Origin of the sequence: Rothia kristinae NBRC 15354 (assembly GCF_001570865.1) — a bacterium.
Taxonomy (GTDB): Bacteria; Actinomycetota; Actinomycetes; order Actinomycetales; family Micrococcaceae; genus Rothia; species Rothia kristinae.
Genome location: NZ_BCSM01000020.1, coordinates 1 through 22,118, shown reverse-complemented (window position 1 = coordinate 22,118; position 22,118 = coordinate 1). Strand labels below are relative to the sequence as shown.

The 22,118-nt window shown below is 70.6% G+C and carries 23 protein-coding genes; 5 read left to right on the top strand and 18 right to left on the bottom strand.

The features are described from left to right. Nucleotides 1–676: cytochrome c oxidase assembly protein (locus KKR01S_RS09920; RefSeq protein WP_131798003.1), on the top strand; the 676-nt coding region annotated here is incomplete at its 5' end. 371 nt (nucleotides 677–1,047) lie between these two features. Here KKR01S_RS09920 and KKR01S_RS09915 read toward each other — a convergent pair. From KKR01S_RS09915 to KKR01S_RS09890, 6 genes are all read right to left on the bottom strand, one after another. Beyond that, entirely contained in the window at nucleotides 1,048–2,229 is a 1,182-nt protein-coding gene (locus KKR01S_RS09915; protein ID WP_058731092.1) for a permease, read from the bottom strand. 171 nt (nucleotides 2,230–2,400) lie between these two features. After that, entirely contained in the window at nucleotides 2,401–3,033 is a 633-nt protein-coding gene (locus KKR01S_RS11565; protein ID WP_311197648.1) for a hypothetical protein, read from the bottom strand. A gap of 39 nt (nucleotides 3,034–3,072) precedes the next feature. Further along, a complete protein-coding gene (locus KKR01S_RS09905; RefSeq protein ID WP_029144369.1) occupies nucleotides 3,073–3,654 on the bottom strand; it encodes a signal peptidase II in 582 nt (193 codons plus the stop codon). Continuing rightward, entirely contained in the window at nucleotides 3,654–5,570 is a 1,917-nt protein-coding gene (locus KKR01S_RS09900; RefSeq protein WP_038569906.1) for a heavy metal translocating P-type ATPase, read from the bottom strand. The genes KKR01S_RS09905 and KKR01S_RS09900 overlap by 1 nt, the downstream gene beginning before the upstream one ends. After that, nucleotides 5,567–5,935, bottom strand: coding sequence for a Cd(II)/Pb(II)-sensing metalloregulatory transcriptional regulator CmtR (cmtR, locus tag KKR01S_RS09895; RefSeq protein ID WP_038566113.1), 369 nt, complete (start codon nucleotides 5,933–5,935; stop codon nucleotides 5,567–5,569). Before cmtR ends, KKR01S_RS09900 begins: the two co-directional genes overlap by 4 nt. A 19-nt stretch (nucleotides 5,936–5,954) precedes the next feature. Continuing rightward, the gene (locus KKR01S_RS09890; RefSeq protein ID WP_038566116.1) at nucleotides 5,955–6,419 is read right to left on the bottom strand and encodes a methyltransferase family protein; all 465 of its coding nucleotides are present in this window, start codon (nucleotides 6,417–6,419) and stop codon (nucleotides 5,955–5,957) included. Between the two features lie 92 nt (nucleotides 6,420–6,511). On the opposite strand from KKR01S_RS09890, the gene KKR01S_RS09885 reads away from it, so the two are divergent. Together KKR01S_RS09885 and KKR01S_RS09880 are read left to right on the top strand one after the other, a co-directional pair. Continuing rightward, nucleotides 6,512–6,883, top strand: a complete 372-nt coding sequence (locus KKR01S_RS09885; RefSeq protein WP_099049768.1) for an ArsR/SmtB family transcription factor — start codon at nucleotides 6,512–6,514, stop codon at nucleotides 6,881–6,883. After that, a complete protein-coding gene (locus KKR01S_RS09880; RefSeq protein ID WP_038566119.1) occupies nucleotides 6,880–7,941 on the top strand; it encodes a cation diffusion facilitator family transporter in 1,062 nt (353 codons plus the stop codon). The genes KKR01S_RS09885 and KKR01S_RS09880 overlap by 4 nt, the downstream gene beginning before the upstream one ends. 201 nt (nucleotides 7,942–8,142) lie before the next feature. Here KKR01S_RS09880 and KKR01S_RS09875 read toward each other — a convergent pair whose 3' ends face one another. From KKR01S_RS09875 to KKR01S_RS09825, 11 genes are all read right to left on the bottom strand, one after another. After that, nucleotides 8,143–8,910 carry a cytochrome c biogenesis CcdA family protein gene (locus KKR01S_RS09875; RefSeq protein ID WP_224800058.1) on the bottom strand — a complete coding sequence of 256 codons (768 nt, stop codon included), beginning with the start codon at nucleotides 8,908–8,910 and terminating at the stop codon, nucleotides 8,143–8,145. Between the two features lie 72 nt (nucleotides 8,911–8,982). After that, on the bottom strand, nucleotides 8,983–9,432 hold the full coding sequence (locus KKR01S_RS10710; protein ID WP_051805394.1) for a TlpA family protein disulfide reductase: 450 nt from the start codon (nucleotides 9,430–9,432) through the stop codon (nucleotides 8,983–8,985). 152 nt (nucleotides 9,433–9,584) lie between these two features. After that, nucleotides 9,585–10,340, bottom strand: a complete 756-nt coding sequence (locus KKR01S_RS09865; RefSeq protein ID WP_196826333.1) for a hypothetical protein — start codon at nucleotides 10,338–10,340, stop codon at nucleotides 9,585–9,587. 285 nt (nucleotides 10,341–10,625) lie between these two features. Further along, nucleotides 10,626–11,174 (bottom strand): hypothetical protein, encoded by a 549-nt coding sequence (locus tag KKR01S_RS09860; RefSeq protein ID WP_038566122.1) that lies wholly within the window; start codon nucleotides 11,172–11,174, stop codon nucleotides 10,626–10,628. 268 nt (nucleotides 11,175–11,442) lie between these two features. Beyond that, the gene (locus KKR01S_RS09855) at nucleotides 11,443–11,967 is read right to left on the bottom strand and encodes a carboxymuconolactone decarboxylase family protein (RefSeq protein WP_038566125.1); all 525 of its coding nucleotides are present in this window, start codon (nucleotides 11,965–11,967) and stop codon (nucleotides 11,443–11,445) included. Between the two features lie 43 nt (nucleotides 11,968–12,010). Next, nucleotides 12,011–12,379, bottom strand: coding sequence for a metal-sensitive transcriptional regulator (locus KKR01S_RS09850; RefSeq protein ID WP_171969963.1), 369 nt, complete (start codon nucleotides 12,377–12,379; stop codon nucleotides 12,011–12,013). A gap of 11 nt (nucleotides 12,380–12,390) precedes the next feature. Next, nucleotides 12,391–14,556, bottom strand: a complete 2,166-nt coding sequence (locus KKR01S_RS09845; protein ID WP_038566131.1) for a heavy metal translocating P-type ATPase — start codon at nucleotides 14,554–14,556, stop codon at nucleotides 12,391–12,393. A 44-nt stretch (nucleotides 14,557–14,600) separates the two neighbouring features. Continuing rightward, complete coding sequence (locus tag KKR01S_RS09840) at nucleotides 14,601–15,206, bottom strand: YdhK family protein (RefSeq protein WP_006944980.1); 606 nt, start codon at nucleotides 15,204–15,206, stop codon at nucleotides 14,601–14,603. Between the two features lie 114 nt (nucleotides 15,207–15,320). After that, the gene (locus tag KKR01S_RS09835) at nucleotides 15,321–15,593 is read right to left on the bottom strand and encodes a YHS domain-containing protein (protein ID WP_006944982.1); all 273 of its coding nucleotides are present in this window, start codon (nucleotides 15,591–15,593) and stop codon (nucleotides 15,321–15,323) included. A 52-nt stretch (nucleotides 15,594–15,645) separates the two neighbouring features. Then, nucleotides 15,646–17,913, bottom strand: a complete 2,268-nt coding sequence (locus KKR01S_RS09830) for a heavy metal translocating P-type ATPase (protein ID WP_038566134.1) — start codon at nucleotides 17,911–17,913, stop codon at nucleotides 15,646–15,648. 146 nt (nucleotides 17,914–18,059) lie between these two features. Next, complete coding sequence (locus KKR01S_RS09825) at nucleotides 18,060–18,269, bottom strand: heavy-metal-associated domain-containing protein (RefSeq protein WP_006944934.1); 210 nt, start codon at nucleotides 18,267–18,269, stop codon at nucleotides 18,060–18,062. A gap of 150 nt (nucleotides 18,270–18,419) precedes the next feature. Between KKR01S_RS09825 and KKR01S_RS09820 the strand changes: the two genes are divergently transcribed. Continuing rightward, complete coding sequence (locus tag KKR01S_RS09820; RefSeq protein WP_129358159.1) at nucleotides 18,420–18,866, top strand: DUF6153 family protein; 447 nt, start codon at nucleotides 18,420–18,422, stop codon at nucleotides 18,864–18,866. 212 nt (nucleotides 18,867–19,078) lie between these two features. Beyond that, a complete protein-coding gene (locus tag KKR01S_RS09815) occupies nucleotides 19,079–20,584 on the top strand; it encodes a multicopper oxidase family protein (RefSeq protein ID WP_058731094.1) in 1,506 nt (501 codons plus the stop codon). A gap of 337 nt (nucleotides 20,585–20,921) precedes the next feature. On the opposite strand, the gene KKR01S_RS09810 is transcribed toward KKR01S_RS09815, so the two are convergent. After that, nucleotides 20,922–21,902, bottom strand: a complete 981-nt coding sequence (locus tag KKR01S_RS09810; RefSeq protein WP_038566154.1) for an Abi family protein — start codon at nucleotides 21,900–21,902, stop codon at nucleotides 20,922–20,924. Nucleotides 21,903–22,118: the final 216 nt, after the last annotated feature.

Genomic DNA, 22,118 nt, shown 5'->3' with positions numbered 1-22,118 from the left:
TGCCCCGTTCCGACTGGCATTGCGAGCCGTCCCGCATCGTGGGTCGTTCGGTGGGCTGCTGCGCACGGTTACGGCCATCGTCTATTCCCGGCCGCACCGCATCATGTTGCATCCGGCGTTCGGCATCCCGCTATTCCTGCTCACCTACTACGGCCTCTACCTCAGCGACCTCGGCTCCCGGCTCCTCGGGACCTGGGCGGGCCACAACGGCCTCGAGATCGGCTTCCTGGCCGCAGGGGTCCTGTTCGCCGTCCCGATCCTCACGGTCGGACCGGGGCCGGTCCACCCCACCCATCTCGGCCGGATGCTCGACGTCTTCGCCGAGATGGCCCTGCACGCGTTCTTCGGCGTGCTGATCATGATGACACCGACGACCGTGGTCGCCGCGTTCGCCGCACCCCCACGGTCCTGGGGAATCGATCCTGTCGCCGACCAGCAGATCGCCGGCGGGCTTGCCTGGTCCTACGGCGAGGGACCCGCCACCGCGATCGTCGCATATCTGGTGTGGCGATGGTACCGCTACGACTCTGCCAGGTCCGCTTCAGCCGACCGCGACGCCGATCGGAGTGGGGACCCCGAACTGGCCGCGTATAACCGATACCTGGCCGTCCTCGCAGCACGTGACGGCCGTGGTGATACCGAGACGACGCAGGCGGGACGGGGCTCAGATCGGTAGTGCCGGCCCGGACCTGCGATAGTGCCGACTCCCTCGCTGTGAGAAGCGGACTCGACACCGTCGCAGCGTCGAGATGAGGCCCCCCTGCCTGAATTGCGGACGGCTGGCCTGGCGTTCGTCCGCGGGACGGGCAAGTTCCTCGCCGGGCGGTCGGTCCTGTGCCTTGCCTACGATGGGGTTTCGGGGTCATCCTCGCGGTGCAGCAGCCGGGCCTGCGGGACTGGTCGGACACGGCCCCCGGGACGGTATCAGCCGGCGCGGGCGCACGACAGCTGATCCGTCCACGCCGCGAGTGCGCCGGAAAGCGGCGACCAAGTGTGGCGACCGCATGAGTGGGGCCGGCCGGCACCTCGGAACTGGTCGGCCGTTGATCATTCTTGCCTGTGCGAGGCAGAGTCGCCGCGCCCGGCCGGCTCCGGGGAGCCGCCCATCATGCGCAGCATGCCGATACTGCCGGTGCGGAGGAACACGGTCAGCAGGGCGGCGGCGAGTGCGAGGAAGGCGATGTTCAGCCAGGTGGTGTAGTTCCAGCTGATGCCGGTCTCGGCGACCGCCAGGCTCCGGTCGTGCGGGACCATGCCGAGCGGGCCGAAGATCAATTCGACGGCGTACCCGGCGATGACCATTGCGGCGTAGAAGACCAGGCAGATCCGGGACGTGGCCTTCCAGCCGTAGTACTTCTTGTAGATGAGGATGATCGGGATGATGATCAGGTCGGCGAACAGGAAGCTGACCACGCCGCCGAAGCTGATCCCGCCGTTCCACAGCACCGCCGCCAGTGGCACGTTCCCGACCGAGCAGACGAAGCTGATCACGGCCAGCAGTGGCCCGATCAGCGGGCCCAGCACGAACGAGGCGACCGGGTCTTCGGTGAAGAACACTGCCTGCAGCCAGGCCTTGGGCACCCAGGCGGCGAACGCGCCGGCGATCAGCAGGCCCAGCACGATGTCGCGGAGCACGGCCGCCCAGTCCATCACGAAGTAGCGCGAGACCGCGGTCACGCCGTCCCGGGAGAGCAGCCGGGCCCAGAATCCGGCGTCGCCCTGGACGGACATGTCCATGGCGGCGTGGCCCTCCATCGACCCGGCGAGCCTCTGCTCGGCCTGCCGCCGCGCCGCCTCGACGATCCGGCCGCGCATCCAGAGCCTGAATCCGAGCGCGACCAGCACGATCATGATCGGGCCGCCGACGAACTCCGCGGCGGTGAACTGCCAGCCCATCACGAACCACAGGACCAGCCCGAGCTCGAGCACCAGGTTGGTCGAGGCGATCTCGAAGGCCATCGCCGCCGCGAAGTCCGCGCCCTTGCGAAACAGCGCCCGGGCCAGCGCGACCGCGGCGTAGGAGCAGGACGAGGACGCCGCGCCGAACAGTGCGGAGACCGCGATCGATCTCGGCGAGTCGTCGGCCATCAGCTGCGTGACGCGCTCCTTGCGCACCACCGCCTGGATGACGCCGGACAGCGTGAAGCCGAGCACGAGGGGCCAGAGGATCTGCCAGCCCATCGAGCCGGCCATCGCCAGCGCGTCGACGGCTGCGCTCAGGACGTCCATCAGGATTCGTTCCTCCCGGCAACACGGTCAGCGACTGTTCGGCCATCCGGTCCCGTACCCGGACGCGGCCCGTCCACGCGCGGATTGCGCCGAGCTGCCTGAGAAACCGGGACGACGATGCTGGTGGCGCATCGGCGTCGCCGCGGCCAGCGGCTGGCCCCGAGCACCTACCTAGCCGATGCTGAGACCAGCGAGCTGCTCAGGGGTGCCGGTGACGACAAGGCGCAGGTCGGCGTGGTCGTCGTCGATCTGCCAGTCGACGAACGAGCAGCAGGCGCTCTCGGTCGCGACCAGATCGCGCAGCCGCCGCGCTGAGTCGCCGGTCCGGGCGTAGTGCACGACCAGTCTGGCCTCTCCGCGCTCGACCTCGAGGAGGTAGTCGTCGTCGAAGGCTCGCCACCTCTCGAGCTGCTGCTTGCCCGCGGTCGGCGCGAGCGCGCAGGCGATCGGCAGCCCGCCCAGCGGTCCGACCGGCGACTCGAGCCCCGTCACCGCCGACGTCGGCGCGCGACCGATGGCTGCGCGCAGCTGATCGACGGTCGGCGACCCGGCCAGCCCGGCAGGAGTGCGGAACACCCGGCAGGCGAGCCCGACCGGTGTGTGCTCGTCGGCGAAGGGGTCGACGCCGTCGACGAGGACGGTCGGGGACCCGTGGAACTCGAGGCGGGCGGCGTCGTCGGCGGTCTCGACTCGCTGATGCGCGACGCGGACGTCCGATCGGCCGTCGAGGGCCTCGGCGAGCCGCCGGTCGATCACCTCCCAGTTCGGGCACCCGTCGAAGTACTGCAGCGTGATCTCCAACATCTTCTCCTCTCAATCCTGTCTGCGGCTCGGCAGCCGTCGTCAGCTCCGCTCGCCAGCCTCTTCGGAACTGAGCCGTGCCGAAGAACTCGGGGAGTCTTCTGGCGATGAGCCGTCGTGGAGCATCAGGAACGCCCCGGTGACCGCGCCCACGACGATGACGATGTCGGCGACGTTCCCGATGAACCAGTCGCCGTAGGCCAGGAAGTCCACGACGTGGCCGCGGGCGAAGCCGGGGGCGCGGAAGAGCCGGTCCCCGGCGTGCGAGGCCGCCGCACCGCCGACGGCACCGATCACGACCGCCCACCGAAGACGCCGGACACGGAACGCGAAGACGACCGCGGCGACCGCGGCCGCGACAGCGACCAGCGCGAACACCCAGGTCGAGCCCTCACCGAAGGAGAACGCCGCACCGGGGTTGTACGCCAGCTGGAGTCCCAGCAGCTCGCCGACGAGCGGGATGCGCTCCTGCGTCGAGAGGGTGGCCTCAGCCCATGCCTTGGTCCCTTGGTCGACCAGGACGACCAAACCGCCGAGCAGGAAGGTCCCCGCTACCAGGAGCGTCCGCCTCGGACCATGAGCGATCCGGGCAGTGGACCCGCGGACCGCGTCCTTCGCCCGCATCAGCCCGCTGCCTGAGGCTTGCGGGCACGCGCGGCGCGCAGCCCGTTGGCGATGACGACGACCTCGGCGACCTCGTGGACGAGGACGACCGCGGCCAGGCCGAGCACGCCGGTGATGGCCAGGGGCAGCAGCACGGTGATGATCGCCAGGGACAGCACGATGTTCTGGTTCATGATCGCCCGGCCGCGGCGGGCGTGGCGCAGCGCCTGCGGGATCAGGCCGAGGTCGTGGCCGGTGAAGGCGACGTCGGCGGACTCGATCGCGGCGTCGGAGCCGGTCGCTCCCATCGCGATGCCCACGGTCGCCCCGGCCAGGGCGGGAGCGTCGTTGATGCCGTCGCCGATCATCGCCGTGGGCGAGGCCTCGGAGAGCTGGGCGACGATGCGGGCCTTGTCCTCGGGCCGCAGCTCGGCGTGCACGTCGCCGATCCCGGCGCGCTGCGCGAGCGCGTGCGCGGTGCGGGCGTTGTCGCCGGTGAGCATGCTCACCTCGACGCCCTGGGCCCGCAGCGTGCGCACGACCTCGGGGACCTCGGGGCGCAGCTCGTCGCGGACGCTGATCGCCCCGGCCAGGCGGCCGTCGACGGCCACGAGCACGCAGGTCTGTCCCTCGGCCTCCAGGTCCTCGACCCGGGCCTTGAGCGCCCCCGCGTCGATCCAGCGGGGGCTGCCCACCGTCACCCGGCGGCCGTCGACCAGGCCGCCGATGCCGTGCCCGGCCTCCTCGGCCACGTCCTGCGCGGCGGGGGCTGCCTGGCCCGCGGCGGCGATGGCGGCGGCCAGCGGGTGCGTCGAGTGCTGCTCGACGGCGGCGGCCCAGGCGAGCACCTGGGCGTCGTCGAAGCCGTCGGCGGCGACGACGGCGGTGACCTCGGGCCGGTTGCGGGTCAGGGTGCCGGTCTTGTCCACGGCGAGGTGGCGGATGCCGCCGAGGCGCTCGAAGGCGGCACCGCTCTTGATGACGACGCCGAACTTCGTCGCCGCCCCGATCGCGGAGACCACGGTGACGGGCACCGCGATCGCCAGCGCGCACGGGCTGGCGGCGACGAGGACGACCAGGGCGCGGGTGATCCAGGTCTCGGGGTCGCCGAGCAGCGAGCCGAGCACGCCGACCAGGACGGCGAGGACCATCACGCCGGGCACCAGCGGGCGGGCGATCCGGTCGGCGATGCGCGCGCGTTCGCCCTTCTCGGCCTGGGCCTGCTCGACCAGCTCAACGATGGTGGTCAGCGAGTTGTCGGTGCCCGCCGCGGTCGCCTCGACCTCCAGCACACCCGCGGTGTTGATCGCGCCCGCCGACACCGCGTCATCGGGGGCGACCTCGACCGGGATCGACTCGCCGGTGATCGCCGAGGTGTCCAGACTGGAGCGGCCGGACCGGACAGTCCCGTCGGTCGCGACCCGCTCGCCCGGGCGGACCAGCAGCACGTCGCCGACGGCGATCTCCTTCGCCGGGATCTCGACCGAGGCCCCGTCGCGCAGCACGGTCGCGGTATCCGGCACGAGCTTGAGCAGCGCGCGCAGGCCGCCGCGAGCGCGGTCCATCGCCTTGTCCTCCAGGGCCTCGGCGATCGAGTAGAGGAACGCCAGCGCGGCGGCCTCCTCCACGTAGCCGAGGATCACCGCGCCGACGGCGCTGATCGTCATCAGCAGCGCGATCCCCAGCCTCCGCCTGACGACCAGGTTCCGCAGCGCGCCGGGCACGAACGTGTACGCGCCCAGCAGCAGCCCCGCCCAGAACGCGACCAGCGCCGCGACGTGCAGCCCCGACCACTCCAGCACCAGGCCGGTGCCGAACGCGACGCCGGAGAGGATCGGCACGACCAGTCCCGGGTCGCGCCACCAAGGGCGCTCGGTCTCCTCGGCTTCCTCGGATGAGCTGGTGGTCGGCTCGTCGCAGCCGCAGGCGGCGCTCACGAGGCGTCCCCCGAGCCGGTCGCGGCGCAGCAGCCCGGCACCGAGCACTGCGGGTCGATGCACGGCGCGCTCTCGTCCACGGCCAGCGTCACGTCCACCAGCGCCGTCAGCGCCGCGGCCAGGTGCGGGTCGGCGATCTCGTAGCGGGTCTGACGGCCCTCGGGCTCGGCGACCACGATCCCGCAGTCGCGCAGGCAGGTCAGGTGGTTGGACACGTTCGAGCGCGTCAGCCCGAGCTCGCGCGAGAGCACGGCGGGGTGGCTCGGGCCGTCGAGCAAGGACATCAGGATCCGGGAGCGCGTCGGGTCCGCCATGGCCCGGCCGAGCCGGTTCATGACGTCGAGACGCGAAGCAATAGTCAGCACACGCTGAACTATACAGTGATCACTGACCAGACGGCAAGGTTGGCGGGCCGATCCAGCGGGGAGCCGCGGCCGCATAGGCGTCGAAGGCGGCACCGAACTTCTCCCGCAGGGCGCTCTCCTCCGCCGGGATCTGGATCCGGTCGATCAGGGCGACGAAGCCGGCGGCGGGCAGGAGCGCCGCCCACGATCGGCGAAGGGCCGCGTGGGCGAGGAGCAGCCCGGCCATGACCGTGTACATCGGGTTCCGCGTGAGGCGGAACGGCCCGGTCGTGACCAGCGCCTCTGCCCGGTCGACGGCGAGGGGGTCGACGGTCGTGCCCCGGCGTCGGAACGCCGTGGTCGATGAGAGCAGCAGCCCTGCCGATGCCGCGGCCATCGCGCCAGCCGTTGCCCGCGACAGCGCGGTGCTCGCCGACCCCCGCGCGATCAGCCCCTGAGCCGCGGCCGCGCCGGCGGCCAGAAGGAGCGGCGGGACGCGCGTCATGATCGAGACCCCTCGGCGGTCCGAGCAAGAATGGTCATCATGCGATGACCATACAGGATGCGCTGACGCATCGGTCATGCGATAATCTGCGCATGGACGCAGATAAGCAGATGTGCGGGCTGGACCCGGACTCGCCGTTCGTGGAGCTGGCGGTGGAGGTGTTCGGGCTGCTCGCGGACGCGACGCGGGTGCGGATCATCCTGGCGCTGCGCGGCAGCGGGGAGGTGTCGGTCAACCATCTGGCCGACATCGTGGACAAGTCCCCGGCGGCGGTGTCGCAGCATCTGGCGAAGCTGCGGATGGCGCGGATCGTGTCGACCCGGCAGGAGGGGCAGCGGGTGTTCTACCGACTGGAGAACGAGCACGCCTCGCAGCTGGTGTCCGACGCGATCTTCCAGGCCGAGCACTCCATTGCGCAGGGCCAGCCCCCGGCGCACCACCACCAGGAACGGGAACGAGCATGACCCGGCACGACCACGCCCATCCGCACGACGCCGTCGAAATCGAGCCCGGGCACGATCATGACCATGAGCCCGACCACGATCATGATCGCGGCGATGGGCATGGCCACGGCCACTCGCACCCGACGGGACTCAAGGGATTCCTCTACGGGATCTTCGTGCCGCACTCCCACGACGCCGCGGACTCGATCGACGACGCGATGGAGGCGAACGCAGAGGGCGTCCGGGCGCTGAAGATCAGCCTCGTGATCATGATCGCCACCACCGTGGTGCAGGCGGTGATCGTCGCCTTCTCCGGCTCGGTCGCGCTGCTGGCCGACACGATCCACAACCTCTCCGACGCGCTCACCGCGATCCCGCTGTGGATCGCGTTCGCACTGTCAAGGCGGGCCGCGACGCGGAAGTACACCTACGGCTTCAACCGGGCCGAGGACCTCGCCGGCCTGTTCATCGTGCTGATGATCGCGCTGTCCTCGATCGTGGCCGCCTACGAGGCGATCGACCGGATGATCAACCCACGCCCGATGGAGAACATCGGCTGGGTGATCGCCGCAGGGATCGCCGGGTTCCTGGGCAACGAGGCGGTCGCGGTGTACCGGATCCGCGTGGGCCGGAAGATCGGCTCGGCCGCGCTGGTCGCCGACGGCGTGCACGCCCGGACCGACGGGTTCACCTCGCTGGCGGTGGTCGCCGGCGGGATCGGCGTGCTGCTGGGCTTCCCGCTGGCCGACCCGATCGTCGGGCTGCTGATCTCGGCGATGATCGCGGTGCTGCTGGTCGGCACTGTCCGATCGGTCGGCCGGCGGCTGATGGACGGCATCGAGCCCGAGCTCCTCGACCGGGCCGAGCACGCCCTGGAGCACCTGACCGAGGTCGAGTCGGTGGAGCAGGTGCGGCTGCGGTGGGTCGGCCATCGCCTGCACGGCGACGCCCTGCTGCGCACGCGGTCGCTGAGCCTGGCCGAGGCCGACCGCGTGGCGGCAGAGGCGGAGGCGTCGGTGAAGGAGCGCATGCCGAACGTGGACGAGATGGCGGTGCGGGTCACGGGGTCTGCGGCCTGACACCGAAACGCAGATGACGCGCCCTCACTTGATGCCCTCACTTGGTGAGAGGCAACGCGGCTGCCCGCACGGGTGGTCGATGCCGGAGCTGCCGATCATGACTCCTGCTGCCCATCGCGGCAAGGGTGCCGCGGCCAGCAGTCATCACCTCACCTGCCCGAGCCCGGGGCGGCGAGCCGGCGGGTCGGGCTCGGAACGCGGTCAGATCACGGTGACGAATCCGCTGACGACCTGCCGGATGACGCCCATCAGCCAGCCCCAAACGCCGGTGATCATCAGCGCCCCGGTCGCGATCATCAACAGGCCGCCGATCCGCATGATCAGTTCCTGCCGGGCCCGCAGGAAGGCGACGGCACGGCTGATGCGCTGGAAGGCCACCGCTGCGACGATGAACGGCACGCCGAGCCCGAGGGTGTAGGCCACGGCCAGCCATGCGCCCTTGGCCGCGCTGCCCGCGTTCAGCGCCATCGTCAGCACCGCGCCGAGCGTCGGGCCGGTGCAGGGCGTCCATCCCAGGCCGAAGATGAGACCGACCAGCGGAGCAGCGGCGAGGCCGACCCGAGGCAGCCGGGTGGGCCGTAGGTCGCGCTGGCCGAAGCGGACCAGGCCGGCGAAGATCAGGCCAAGCACGATCATGATCGCGCCCATCGCGCGGGTGAGGGGTCCCTGCCATCGCAGGACGATGCCGCCGAGAGCCCCGGCCAGGGTGGCGCTGCCGACGAACACGACGCCGAAGCCGGCGACGAACAAGACGGTCCCCGCCAGCGCGCGCCACATCCTCGTCCGCGGTCGAGCGGCCACGATCTCGGCGGCCGACAGGCCGGTTGCGTAGGAGATATATCCCGGCAGCAGCGGCACCACGCAGGGCGAGAAGAACGACACGAGGCCGGCCAGGAACGCGACCGGCAACGCCAATGGCATCGCCCCGCTGACCGTCTGCGCGGCCCAGCTTCCCAGTGACTCGAGCACCAGATTTCCTTTCTCGTGGTCTGTCGACTCCCGGGCCGGCCGCAGCGCTGGTCGATGCCTGGGGCCGGTCGGCTACTTGCCGTTGGCGGTGTCGGTGATGAGCGCGGCGAGGGTGTCGCGATCCACGGGTCCGGTGATGCGGGCAGCGCTGCGCCCTGCGCGGTCGATCACCAGGGTGGTCGGGATGGCCGTGGTGGACAGCTGCCCGGAGAACTTCACCAGCTGCTTGCCCTCGGGGTCGAAGATGCTCGGGTAGGGGGTCTTGAAGGCGCGGGTGAAGGCCTGCGCGGCTTCGCGGTCGTCGCGGATGTTGAGGCCGACGAACCGGGCCGTCTTGGCCGTGTCACGGCTCGCGGCGGCGAGGTCGGGGGCCTCCTTGCGGCAGGGCCCGCACCAGGACGCCCACACGTTGACCACGACCACCTTGCCGGGATGGTCGGTGGTCACGTTCCCGCCGGTCCTGACGTCGGGCCCTTCGGCGGTCGAGGCGGGCTTGCGCTGTCCGGGTTGATAGAGCTGCACACCACACCGGAGGCCGGCCCGGCGGAGCCGTCCTTCGACGGCGAGGCGGGGTCTATGGACTTCGTGCAGCCCGCGGCCAGCCCCAGGCTCAGCACGGCGGCGGCCAGCGCAACGGTCCGGGCCGCGGTCTGTGGTCCTCTCGCTGGCATCGTCTACTCGCCCTGCTCGAACGCGTAGCTGGCCGCCGGGTCGTCGGTGGCGTCTCGCGGCCCGTAGACCAGTGAGATCTGCCGGTGGGCGGTGAGCTGGATCGTGGCGGGGTCTCCCTGGAATCGCTTCCCGTCGACGTAGGCGCGCAGGCTGTCGGTGTTGCTGTTGTCCAGTCCGCCGATGCCTTCGGCGTCGAGGCGGACCTGCCACTCGGTGAAGACCTGGCCGAGGGTGTAGCGGCCGTCGGCGGTGGGGGCCTCGACGTGCAGCACGCCGCGTTCGTCGTGGGTGTGGAGCTCCGACATCTGGCCGCTAGCGGGGTCGACGCCGATGTTGGCCGGCACGGCGATGGGCTGCCCGTTGACGCTGATGTCGAGGTGGGAGTGGAAGTGGGCCGCCGTTCCCTCCATCGGGCCGACTCGGAGGCCGACGGCCTTCGCCGCGTCAGAGGTGTTGGCGGGCAGCGACCATGGCGGCAGGTCCCGACGCCCCGCGGCGGCAGCCCCGCCGGTGGGGCCGTCGGATCCACCGCCTTGGAGGCTGGCGATGACCACCGCTCCGGCGGCGACGGCCAGCACCACGACAGCGATCGCGGCACCCGTGATCAGCCGTCGCGCCCGTCGGGCCTTGGCCTCCTGGAGCTGCATCTGCCGCAGCCGGTCCCGCGCGGACCGGCTGCTGGCCGTACGCCCGCCGGTCGAGCGCTGCGATGGCGACGATTTCGAAGACTTAGTGGATGATTTCTGGTTCTTGGTCATGGGTCTCTCAGCTGGGATGGTCGACGGCCACCGGGGAAGACGTGCCCGACGTCGCCGAGGATGCATGGACCGCTCAACTCCAGCCGGTGGGGTCGTCGCGAGTTGTCAAAGGAGTCGTCAGAGAATGGACGCCGGGGCGTCGCGAGCGTCGCGGGTCGGCACACCCGCCCACAGGTTCCGTGGTTACTTGCCGGGTCCGTGGTTACTTGCCGGTTCTCCGGCTGGGAACGGCCACGGCTGCATGTCTGCTGCCCCGAAACGGGCGCGGATGGACCTGCGACCGGCTCAGGTGCGACTGATCGACAGCTCGGCGAGGCTCAGCGGAGGGCGAGCCCAGCAGCGGAGGACCAACGATTCCATAAGAGTGCGCCGTGATGGGCGCGGAAGCGACCAGCCGCCTCCGCGGGCTGCCGGCCGCAGGCCTCCGATCCCGACCAGCAGCACCAGCAGGATCAGGCAGCCCGCTGCGACGCAGTCCATCGGACCCGGGGACGGGCTCGCCGGCGAGCCGCAGTCCGGGCCGCAGCCCGACGCCATGCCCATCCCGGAGGACACGGTCCCCATGGACAAATGGCCGGCGGCCGCGGCCGCCTGCTGGTCACCGACGTTCTTGGTCGAGAACTGGCCGTGGACCACAATGGGAGCGCTGTTCTCCGGGGAATGGCCGGTCGCCATCTCGGCAGCGCCGGCATCGGCGGCGGCGGTGCCCAGTGACGCAGACATCGAGAAATGGTCAGCGGCGCGAGCCGGCGGCTGCAGCATCAGCAGAGCTGCGACGGTGAGGACCGCGAGCACCGGCGAGAAGCGGCGCGCGATGCTCAGGAAACGCTGCACTGCCTTCCCGCCTTCCGCTCGATTCGGTGGCCCCAGAGTGCCGCGGAGCACGCCGTGGCCCCGGACAAGTATTCGGCAAACACCGGCGACATGCCAATCCGACCCGGGAGCTGACCGCCAGACCCCGCTCTGGCCGAGGCCAGGGCGACTGCTGCGAGCACGGCTCCCGCTGCCAGGCCAGCCGGTGCGAGGCCGACGACGCGGCCCGCACCCGCCGGTCGAAAGGCCCCGTGCACAGTCGGGTCGCCGAAGAGAATGCCCTCGGGCGTCAGTGCTGGTCCTCGGGTCCCAGCCCGGCGACGAGGTTGAACGCGCCGGTGAGGATGTTGAGCGCGACGACGCCGACGACGTCGGCGATCGCGCGGTCGCTGTAGCCGAACGCGCGGAGCTGGTCGATCTGCTCGTCGGTGACGGAGGTCGGCTCCCGATAGACCTGCCGCCCGAGCCGGATCATGGCCGAGATGGCGGGATTGCTCGACGTGCCCTGGTGGGCGAGGCTGATCTCCTCCTCGGCGACGCCCAGGGAGCGGGCGGCCGCGACGTGGGCGTCGAGGCACAGGCCGCAGCCCTGCTGCGCCTGCACCGCGATGGAGAGAAGCTCGCTGATTCTCCGGTCGAGCTTGGCGCGGCGCATCGCTCTACTCAGCTGCAGGTAGCCGCCGAGGACGGCCGGGGAGTGGGCCATCGTGGAGACCATGTCGCCCACGGTGCCGTGGCGCTCGACGAGCTCGCCGAGCAGGTCCCGGGACGCGCCGACGGCGGTCTCCGCGGTCAGCGGGGCGAAACGGGGCATGGGTCCTTCTCCTTCGTGTGCGCGGGTGCGCTGCTCGTGAGCCTCAGGAGCGGACGAGGCGGTTGATCGCGTCGGTGGCTTCCTGGATCTTGGCGATCGCCGCGTCGTCGTCGCCGAGCTTGGCGGCGTCGAGGACGCAGTGCTTGAGGTGGGCGTCGAGCAGCCCGGTCGCGACGCCCTGCAGGGCTCGGGTGAGCGCTGAGACCTGGGTGAGGATGTCGATGCAGTACTTCTCGTCGTCGATCATCTTGGCGATGCCGCGGGCCTGGCCCTCGATCCGCTTCATGCGCGTCAGGTAGCGGTCCTTGTCGCTGATGTAGCCGTGATGGTGGGCCGCGGCGGCGGCGACTTCGGTGCCGGGGCTGGCGGTGCCGGTGCTGTCAGTGGTGTCGGTGGTGGTGTCGAGTGTCATGGGCGTGTCCTTCACTTCTGACGCTCCAGGATCGAGCGGGTGCTGGCTTGGGGGGTGAGGTCGATGCGCCGCAGCAGCTGGGCGTTGAGGGCGACGACGACGGTGGACAGCGACATCAGGATCGCGCCGACCGACATCGGCAGCACGAAGCCGACGGGTGCGAGGACGCCGGCCGCCAGCGGGACGGAGATCAGGTTGTACCCGGCGGCCCACCACAGGTTCTGCTTCATCTTCCGGTAGGCGGCCTTCGACAGCTGGGTGACCGACAGAACCGAGCGGGGGTCGGAGCTGGCCAGGATGACGCCGGCGGAGGCGATGGCGACGTCGGTGCCCGCGCCGATGGCGATGCCGACGTCGGCCTGGGCCAGCGCCGGGGCGTCGTTGACGCCGTCGCCGACCATGGCGACCTTCTTGCCCTCGTGCTGCAGCTGGGCGACCTTGGCCGACTTGTCCTCGGGGCGGACGCCGGCGAAGACGCGGTCGATGCCGAGCTCCTGGCCGACCTCGTTCGCCACGGCCTCGGCGTCGCCGGTGATCATGACGACCTCGACACCCAGTTCGTGGAGCGCGTCGACGGCGTCGCGGGACTCCGGGCGGACCTCGTCGGCGAGTTTGAGGCCGCCGATCACCTGCCCGTCGCGCAGGACGTGCAGGATGATCGCGCCCTCGCCGCGCCAGGCTTCTGCGGATTCAGTTTCGTGCTGGCCGGTCTCCTCGAGCAGCCGGGGGCCGCCGACGCGGATCTCGTGGCCGGCCACGGTCGCTGTGACGCCGACGGCGGGCGAGGAGGAGAATCCGGTGGCCTGCTGCAGGGCGAGGCCGCGGTCCTTGGCGGCGGCGACGATGGCCCGGGCGAGCGGGTGCTCGCTGTCGGCCTCGGCCGATGCGGCCAGGGCGAGGACCTGGTTGGCGTCCAGGTCTCCGGTCGGTTCGACGCCGGTGACGGTGGGCTCGCCCCTGGTGAGGGTGCCGGTCTTGTCGAACAGCACGGCATCGACCTGGCGCATGGACTCCAGCGCGAGGCGGTCCTTGACCAGGACGCCGCCGCGAGCGGCGCGCTCGGTGGCGATGGAGACGACCAGCGGGATCGCCAGGCCCAGGGCGTGGGGGCAGGCGATCACGAGCACGGTGATGGTGCGGACCACGGCGTCGTCGGGGGACCCGGCCAGCGTCCAGACGATCGCGGTGATCAGGGCAGCGCCGAGGGCGAACCAGAACAGCCAGGCGGCGGCGCGGTCGGCGATGCGCTGAGCGCGGGAGGAGGAGCCCTGCGCCTCGGCGACGAGCCGGTTGATGCCGGCCAGGGCGGTGTCGTCGCCGGTGGCGGTGATCTCGACCCGCAGGCCGGAGTCGGTGGCCACCGTGCCGGCGGTGACCGGGTCGCCCTCGCCGCGGGCGACGGGCCGGGACTCGCCGGTGATCATCGACTCGTCCATGTCGGCGTGGCCGTCGACGACGGTGCCGTCGGCGGGGACGCTGCCGCCGGGGCGGACGATGACGACGTCGCCGACGCGAAGCTCGGCGGGGTCCACCTTGACGATGTCGTCGCCCTCGACACGCTCGGCCTCGTCGGGCAGCAGGGCGGCAAGCGAGTCGAGCGCGGAGGTGGTCTGGGCCAGGGAGCGCATCTCGATCCAGTGCCCCAGCAGCATGATGACGATCAGCAGCGCCAGCTCCCACCAGAACTCCAGCTCGTGGTGGACGAGCCCGAGGGTGGCGGCCCAGGAGGCGAAGAACGCCACGGTGATCGCCAGCGCGATCAGCAGCATCATCCCCGGCTTGCGGCTCCTCAGCTCGCTCCAGGCACCGGTGAGGAACGGCTTGCCGCCCCAGACGTACATGACGGTGCCGAGCACCGCTGCGACCCACCCCGCCCAGCCGGGCACGGAGTACCCGAGCAGCATGGCGAACATGGGCGAGAGCCCCACCACCGGGGCGGCGATGACGAGGTTGATCCAGAACAGCCGACGGAACTGGCCGACGTGGTCCCCGTGGCCTCCATGACCGCCGTGACCGGCGTGGTCTCCGTGCTGCCCCTGGTGCGCGACGTGGCCTGCGTGCCCCGCGTGCGGATCTTCCCCGTGGCCGGGCGCGGTGGTCGCGACGGCGTGCCCGCTGTGGGCGGGCGCGTCTGCGGTGTCGCCGTGGTGGTGCTGATGCGCGTTCGGGTCTGTCATTGCTGCTTCCCTTGTCCGGGCCCTGCTCTGCGGTGGTGGCCGGCTCAGGAGGCCGGCTTGATCTCGCTCTCGACGACCCACTTGTGGTTGGTCATCTTCATGCCGCCTGCTTCGTAGTCGACCATGTAGACGGTCTCGTCGGTGGAGGAGGCGATGGTGGCCTTCGCGCCCTTCATGCCCTTCATGTGCTCGGCCTCCAGGGTGACTTCGGTGCCGTCGGCCAGCTGCTTGCTGCCGGCGTCCTTGATCTCCTGCTGGACGACCCACTTGTGGTCCTTGACCGGTTCGCCGCCGGTGGTGGGCGTGAAGTTCACCGCGTAGGTGTAGGTGTCGTACGCGCCGACGATCGTGGCCTTCGCGCCGTCCATGCCCATCATGTGGTCGGCGGTGAGGATCACCTGGGTGCCGACCGGGTACTTGGGGGAGGCGGCCTTCTCGATGCCGGCGGGCGCTGGGCCGCCGTCCATCGGGTGCTCCATCGAGGAGTGGTCCATCCCGCCGTCGCTGCTGGCCGGGGAGCTCGTCGAGCTGCTGCCGCCGTGGTGCGGGCCGGCTTTCGAGGGGTCCTGGTCGCCGGAGCTGCAGCCGGTCAGCAGGAGTGCTCCGCCGAGCACTCCTGCTGCGAGGGTCATGGTGAGGCGCTTGCGCATGTGGTCTCCTGTTCGTTGCCTTGTCCATCTCCGACCATATACCCCGGTGGGGTATATCGCAATCCTGCTGGTCCGCCGGAGCGTCTATCCGGGCGCTCCGATCCGGTGCTCGGACTACGCCATGGCGGCGGCGTACTTGGCGGGGTCGGCGTCGAAGGCCGGCCCGCAGCCGGCGCAGCAGAACCAGTAGCGCTGGCCTCGGTAGTCGCGGAAGAGGCCTGCCGCCTCGGCCGCGGTCTTGCTGACCCGGCTGCCGACCATGACGGGGCAGGTGGTCATGTCGTCGCTGCCGCTCAGCAGGTTCTCGCGGCCCTCGGCGTCGACCGCCGGGTTCGCGGCGCTGGAGGTGCTGCAGCAGCTGGCGTGGGCGTGGGAGTCGTTCGTCATCGTCGGATGCCTCTCGTGCGATCAGTTCAGTTCGGGTGGGTGGTTGTGCGGGTCAGTGCGGGGTGACGCTGCGGAATCCGCGCAGGCGGAGGCTGTTGCCGACGACGAAGACGGATGAGAACGCCATCGCCGCGCCCGCGAGCATGGGGTTGAGCATGCCCAGCGCCGCGACCGGGATGGCCGCGACGTTGTAGGCGAAGGCCCAGAACAGGTTGGCCTTGATGGTGCCCAAGGTCCGGCGGGACAGCCGGATCGCGTCGACGGCGGCCCGCAGGTCCCCGCGCACCAGAGTGATGTCGGAGGCCTCGATGGCGACGTCGGTGCCGGTGCCCATCGCCAGACCCAGATCGGCCTGGGCGAGGGCGGGGGCGTCGTTGACGCCGTCGCCGACCATCGCGACGACCTTGCCTTCGCCCTGGAGGCGGGCGACGACGTCGACCTTGTCCTTGGGCAGGACCTCGGCGATGACCTGGTCGATGCCGACCTCGGCGGCGATCCGCTTCGCGACGGCCTCGTTGTCTCCGGTGAGCAGCACCGGGGTCAGGCCCAGGCCCTTCAGGCCCTGGATCGCCTCGGCGCTGGTGGGCTTGACCGTGTCGGCCACGACGAGGACGCCGCGGGCCTGCCCGTCCCAGCCGACGGCGACGACGGTCTTGCCCTCGGCCTCGGCTGCGGCCTTGGCGGCGGCGACGTCAGGGGAGAGGTGCTGGGACCAGTCGGCCAGCAGGGACTCCCGGCCGACGAGCACGGCGTGGCCGTCGACGACGCCCTGCACGCCCTTGCCCTCGACGTTGGCGAAGTCCTCCGGCGTCGGGAGCTGGCCGGTCTCCTGGACCGCGCCCTTGGCGACGGCCTGGGCGATCGGGTGCTCGGAGGCGTCCTCCAGGGCCCCGGCCAGGCGGAGCAGCTCGGCGCGGTCGGTGCCGGCCTCGGCGATCACGTCGACCAGGGTCATCCTGCCGGTGGTGACGGTGCCGGTCTTGTCCAGCACGACGGTGTCGACCTTGCGGGTGGATTCGAGGACCTCGGGGCCCTTGATCAGGATGCCCAGCTGCGCGCCGCGGCCGGTGCCGACCAGCAGTGCGGTCGGGGTGGCGAGGCCCAGGGCGCAGGGGCAGGCGATGACGAGGACCGCGACCGCGGCGGTGAACGCCGTCGAGACGCCGGCCCCGGAGATCAGCCACGCCGCCAGGGCGACGAGCGCGATGGCGATGACGATCGGGACGAACACTCCGGAGATCCTGTCGGCCAGCCGCTGGACAGCGGCCTTGCCGGACTGGGCGTCCTCGACCAGCTTGGCCATCTGCGCCAGCTGGGTGTCCGAGCCGACGCGGGTCGCCCGGACGACGAGCCGGCCGCCGGCGTTCACGGTGGCCCCGGTGACCGGGTCGCCTTCGCCGACCTCGACAGGCACGGATTCGCCGGTGAGCATGGAGGCGTCCACCGCGGAGCTGCCGGAGACGACCGTCCCGTCGGTGGCGATCTTCTCGCCGGGCCGGACGACGAACTCGTCGCCGACGGCCAGTTCGGAGGTCGGGATCTTGATCTCGGTCCCGTCCCGCAGCACCGAGACCTCCTTCGCGCCGAGCTCGAGCAAGGCGCGTAGCGCGGCACCGGCCTGGCGCTTGGAGCGCTTCTCGAAGTAGCGGCCGGCGAGGATGAACATCGTCACCCCGGCGGCCGCCTCGAGGTAGATGTTGCTCGCGCCGTCGGAGCGGGCCAGGGCGAACTCGAACGGGTGCTTCATGCCCGGCATGCCGGCGTGTCCGAGGAACAGGGCGTAGAGCGACCACAGGAACGCCGCCGAGGTGCCCATCGAGACGAGCGTGTCCATCGTCGCGGTGCCGTGCTTGAGGTTGGTCCATGCGGCCTTGTGGAACGGCCAGCCCGCCCAGACGATCACCGGCGCGGCCAGGGTCAGCGAGGCCCACTGCCAGTAGGTGAACTGCAGGGCAGGGATCATCGCCATCGCGATCACCGGCACGGTGAGCACGATCGACCCGATCAGCCTCTGCCTCAGAGAGATCAGCTCAGGGTCGGCGTCCGCGCCTCCGTCGGAGGCGTCATCGGTCTTCGCGTCCGGGGGCTCGGGCAGGGCGGCGGTGTAGCCGGTCTTCTCGACCTCGGCGACCAGCAGCTGCGGGTCGTAGCCCGCGGGCACGGTGACCTTGGCCTTCTCTGTGGCGTAGTTGACCGACGCGGTGACGCCGTCGAGCCTGTTGAGCTTGCGCTCAATCCGGTTCGCGCACGAGGCGCACGTCATCCCGCCGATCTCCAGCTCGATGCCGGCGTCCGTGCTGAGCGGCGCTGGTGCAGTCATCCTCTGCGTCCTTTCTTCTCCGGGCTTTGAGACGTCCGGTTCGTGCGCAGGGGCGGTCATGTCGCCGATGCGGTCAGTGGTGCGCGCTCCGCCCCCGCCGCCGTCGGGGTCGACGGGGAGCGTGAGCCGCGCTGGTGGTGGTGTCGTCAGGCGCGCACGGCCGTGTAGCCGGCCTCCTCGACGGCGGCCAGGACCTTCGCGTCGTCGATCTCGCCGGAGCCCGACACGACGAGCTTGCCGGTCTGCGCGCTGACCTCGACGTCCTCGACGCCGGGGATCCCGCTGACCTCCTCGCGGACCGACATCTCGCAGTGCCCGCAGGTCATGCCCGTCACCTGGTACTCGTTCGCAGCCATCGAATGCCTCCTCAGCAGAGATACCCCCAGTGGGTACCGCGTACGAGTAACCGTATACCCCTGCCGGGTATTCCCGCAACGCGGGGGGTGCGCCTCGCCGACGGATCCTCCCTTGGAGACGGGATACGCCACCGGGGTATGCTGTGCAGCGTGGAGACCGCGACCGACGAACCCCGCCGCAGCCGGCACCGGCTGCAGCTCCTCGTCCTCGCGGCCCTGCTGATCGCCGGCCTCCTCGGAATGCACTCGCTGGCCAACGGTGCCGGGGCCACGGCCATGAGCGCCCCCATGGCCTCGATGAAGCATTCCGCCCCGGCGACGCCAGCTCTGACCGCAGAGGCGGCCGTCGCCCCCTCGTCGTCGACGTCCGGATCGCATGGCATGGTCCACGGCTCCGGCGGCTGCGCGGGTGCCATGAGCAGCGGCTCAGGCTCCACCTGCGTCCCCGGGCCGACCGGCAAGAGCATCCCCGTCCTTCCGGCCCCGCTCGCCGCGACCCTGCCCGAGCTCGGCCGCGCGCCCGAGCCGGTGCCGCCTCTCCAGACGCCCCGCCGATTAGCGCTGTCGCACCTGGAACTGTCGATCTATCGAACGTGAGCAGCGGGGAGCGCCCCCCAGCGGCGCTCCTGCCCATCGGGGCATGCCCATGCGCCTGCCCTGCATCTGCGACGGCATCGCGCCCAGATGGCGCTGACCCCTCTCCCGAGAGCCCTCGAGCCTGCGCATCCGATCACCCGTGGTCGTCGAGCGCGTCCAGGCCGATGCCCGTGGCACCGCTCACCATCGACACAGAAGGACACCGTTCAACCATGCACACCGACCTGAACCGCCGCCAGTTCCTCGCCGCCGGCGCACTGACCCTCACCGCCGCAGGCCTCGCCGGCTGCACCTCCACCAGCAAGACGACCTCGTTCGTCGGGCCCGACAGCGCCGCCGTCGAGAAGGCCGAATCCAAGCGCCGCCGCACCGGCACAACCGTGCAGCGTGCGCTGACCGCCGAGCCGACCACCGTGGACCTGGCCGGGAAGGAGGCGAAGACCTGGGCGTTCACCGGCGCGTCGGCGACCGAGCCGATCCGCGGCAACATCGGCGACACCCTGAAGGTCGCCCTGACCAACGATCTACCCGACCCGACCACCGTGCACTGGCACGGCCTGGCACTGCGCAACGACATGGACGGCGTGCCGAACCTGACGCAGAAGCCGGTCGAGCCAGGCGGCGCGTTCTCCTACGAGTTCGTGCTCCCGCACGCCGGGACCTACTGGTTCCACCCGCACGTCGGCGTCCAGCAGGACCGCGGCCTGTACGCCCCGCTGATCATCGACGACCCGAACGAGAAGGGCGACTACGACCAGGAGTGGATCATCGTCCTGGACGACTGGCTCGACGGCGTCATCGCGACGCCCGACCAGGTGATGAAGGAACTCGGCAAGGGCATGATGGACCACGGCGGAATGGACATGGGGCCGATGCGGATGGGCAACACCCTGATGGGGGCGACCTCGCCGCTGCTCGGCGGCGACGCCGGCGACGTCTACTATCCGCTCTACCTGATCAACGGCAGGCCAGCGGCCGACCCGGAGACCTTCACCGCGAAGCCGGGCCAGAAGATCAGACTGCGGATCATCAACGCCGGCGGCGACACCGCCTTCCGGTTCGGCGTCGCCGAGCACCCGCTCACCATCACCCACACCGACGGCTACCCGATCCAGCCGTTCGAGGCCGAGAGCGTCGTGCTCGGCATGGGCGAGCGCTACGACGCCGTCATCACCGCCGGCGACGGCGCGTTCGCCGTCGTCGCCGAGGCCCTTGGGAAGCAGGACCAGGCCGTCGCCGTCCTGCGCACCGGATCCGGCAGCGCCCCGGCCAAGGACGCGAAGCTCCCGCAGACGAAGGCTCCCGCCACCGCGGCCGACCTCAAGGCCATCGATGCGGTCGCCCTGCCCCAGCGCGCCGCCGACCGCACACTCGTCCTCGAGCTGACCGGGGGCATGGAGAAGTACGACTGGGCGATCAACGGCAAGCGCATGGACATGGAGCAGCCCATGCGCGACGCCCTCGGCCTCAAGGAGGGCGAGCGCGTCGCGCTGGAGTTCAAGAACTCGACCAAGATGTGGCATCCGATGCACCTGCACGGCCACACCTACCAGCATCCCGGAGGCGGGCCCCGCAAGGACACCTCGATCGTCCTGCCCGGCAAGACGCTCCGCGTCGAGTTCGACGCCGACAACCCCGGCCGGTGGCTCAGCCACTGCCACAACGTCTACCACGGGGAAGCCGGCATGATGACGACGATCGCCTACCAGCAGGGCTGAACTCCGGCCGGACGTTTCTGGGTAGGACCAGTCATCAGCGGCGGGGCCGCGTGCTCTGTGGTTGCACGGCCCCGCCGCCGTTGCCGTACCGCTCGCTAGTGTGCATCGCGGATGCGAGACAGCAGCGCGACCGTTCTTTGACTGCTTTCGCGTCCCATCGAAGATGCAGCGTCGACAATGGCAGGTTTCGGCGGTGCTCCGAAGACGCGTCTCGAAGACATCTCCTTGACGGGACGAGACGAGGCCCCCGCAGTCATGCGGGGGCCTCGGTCTCAGAACTCTGTCTCACTGCCCCTGTCTCAACAAGCACCTTTACGAGACTTGATCGGCGTCGAGCTCACCGCCACAGGTCCAGCGACTCCCAGCCGTCGGGGACGCCGATCGATCCGACCGTCAGGGCGTGCGACGCTGGGAACGCTTCGAGCAGCTCGGCTAGCCGGCGAGGCCACCCGGACTCCGGGGCGACCGTGAGCAGGAGGTAGGCGATCACGGCCAGCGCGTTGTAGGTGCCGAAGTCCTTCTTCGGCGCTTCCGGCGCACGGAGGTGATCGAGCATCGACACCAGCCCTGAAGCAGGACGCGACGGCGCGTTCTGAAGCTTCCGATTGAACAGCCGCGAGTGGTGGGCCGCCACGTTGCGCACGTAGTTGAGGCTGGCGAGCCAGCTGGCCATGAGCTTCTTCCTCGGGACGCCGAACGCGAGGGCGAGCTCTTCGGCATCCGGCTGGAGCATTCCCCTGTACAGGCTCGACAGCTGTCCGAGCTCGAGGAGCTCGGTGAGGGCCCAGACCGGCATGCGATCGTCGTACTTCTCCCGGAAGTGCGCGACGAACTGCTCGTCGGACCCGTCCCGCCGATCCTTGACGCGCTGCAGCCACTTCACGTGCGAGCTGGGCTGCGGATCGCGGCTGTCCGTGCCCGCCTTCGTGAACGAGTCGTCGAAGGCCGCCGGGTCCTCATGGGCGAACGCGGAGGACCTGCCGAGGACGTACCCCGCCTGCATCCGCACCGCGACCTCGATGCGCTCGACGCCTTCCATGACCAGCATCCGCAGTCGGCGGTCGAAGTCGATGATCGTCTCGGCATGGTGAAGCGCGGTGCCGGGCAGATACCTGTTCAGTACCCGAGTTCGCTCGCGACCGTCGTCGGTGTACTCCTCGGCCTCGAGGAAGGGGTACAGGTAGCCGGTGAGTCGGTAGTAGCCGATCGACTGCAGCAGTCGGAGCGCTCGTTCTGGGTCGTCGACCGCGAGGCCGCGGTCGATCAGCCGCTCGACCTGCTGGTCGAGCGGAAGCCACTCCTTCGTGTACTCGACCACGAGCTTCCTTCAGATAGAAAATCAGCCCGCGCCTTGCGGCAACGGGCTGATCGTGATGACTCGACTCTAGCACGGGGAGCCGACGACGGGCTCCTACGAACCGGCCTGCGCCGCCCGGTGGCGATAGTAGGTGGCCTTCGACCAGCCCACCGTCTTTGCGGCCTCGACCACGCCCAGGCCTTCCGAGTCGATGAGGTGCTGGACGGTCCTCAGGTT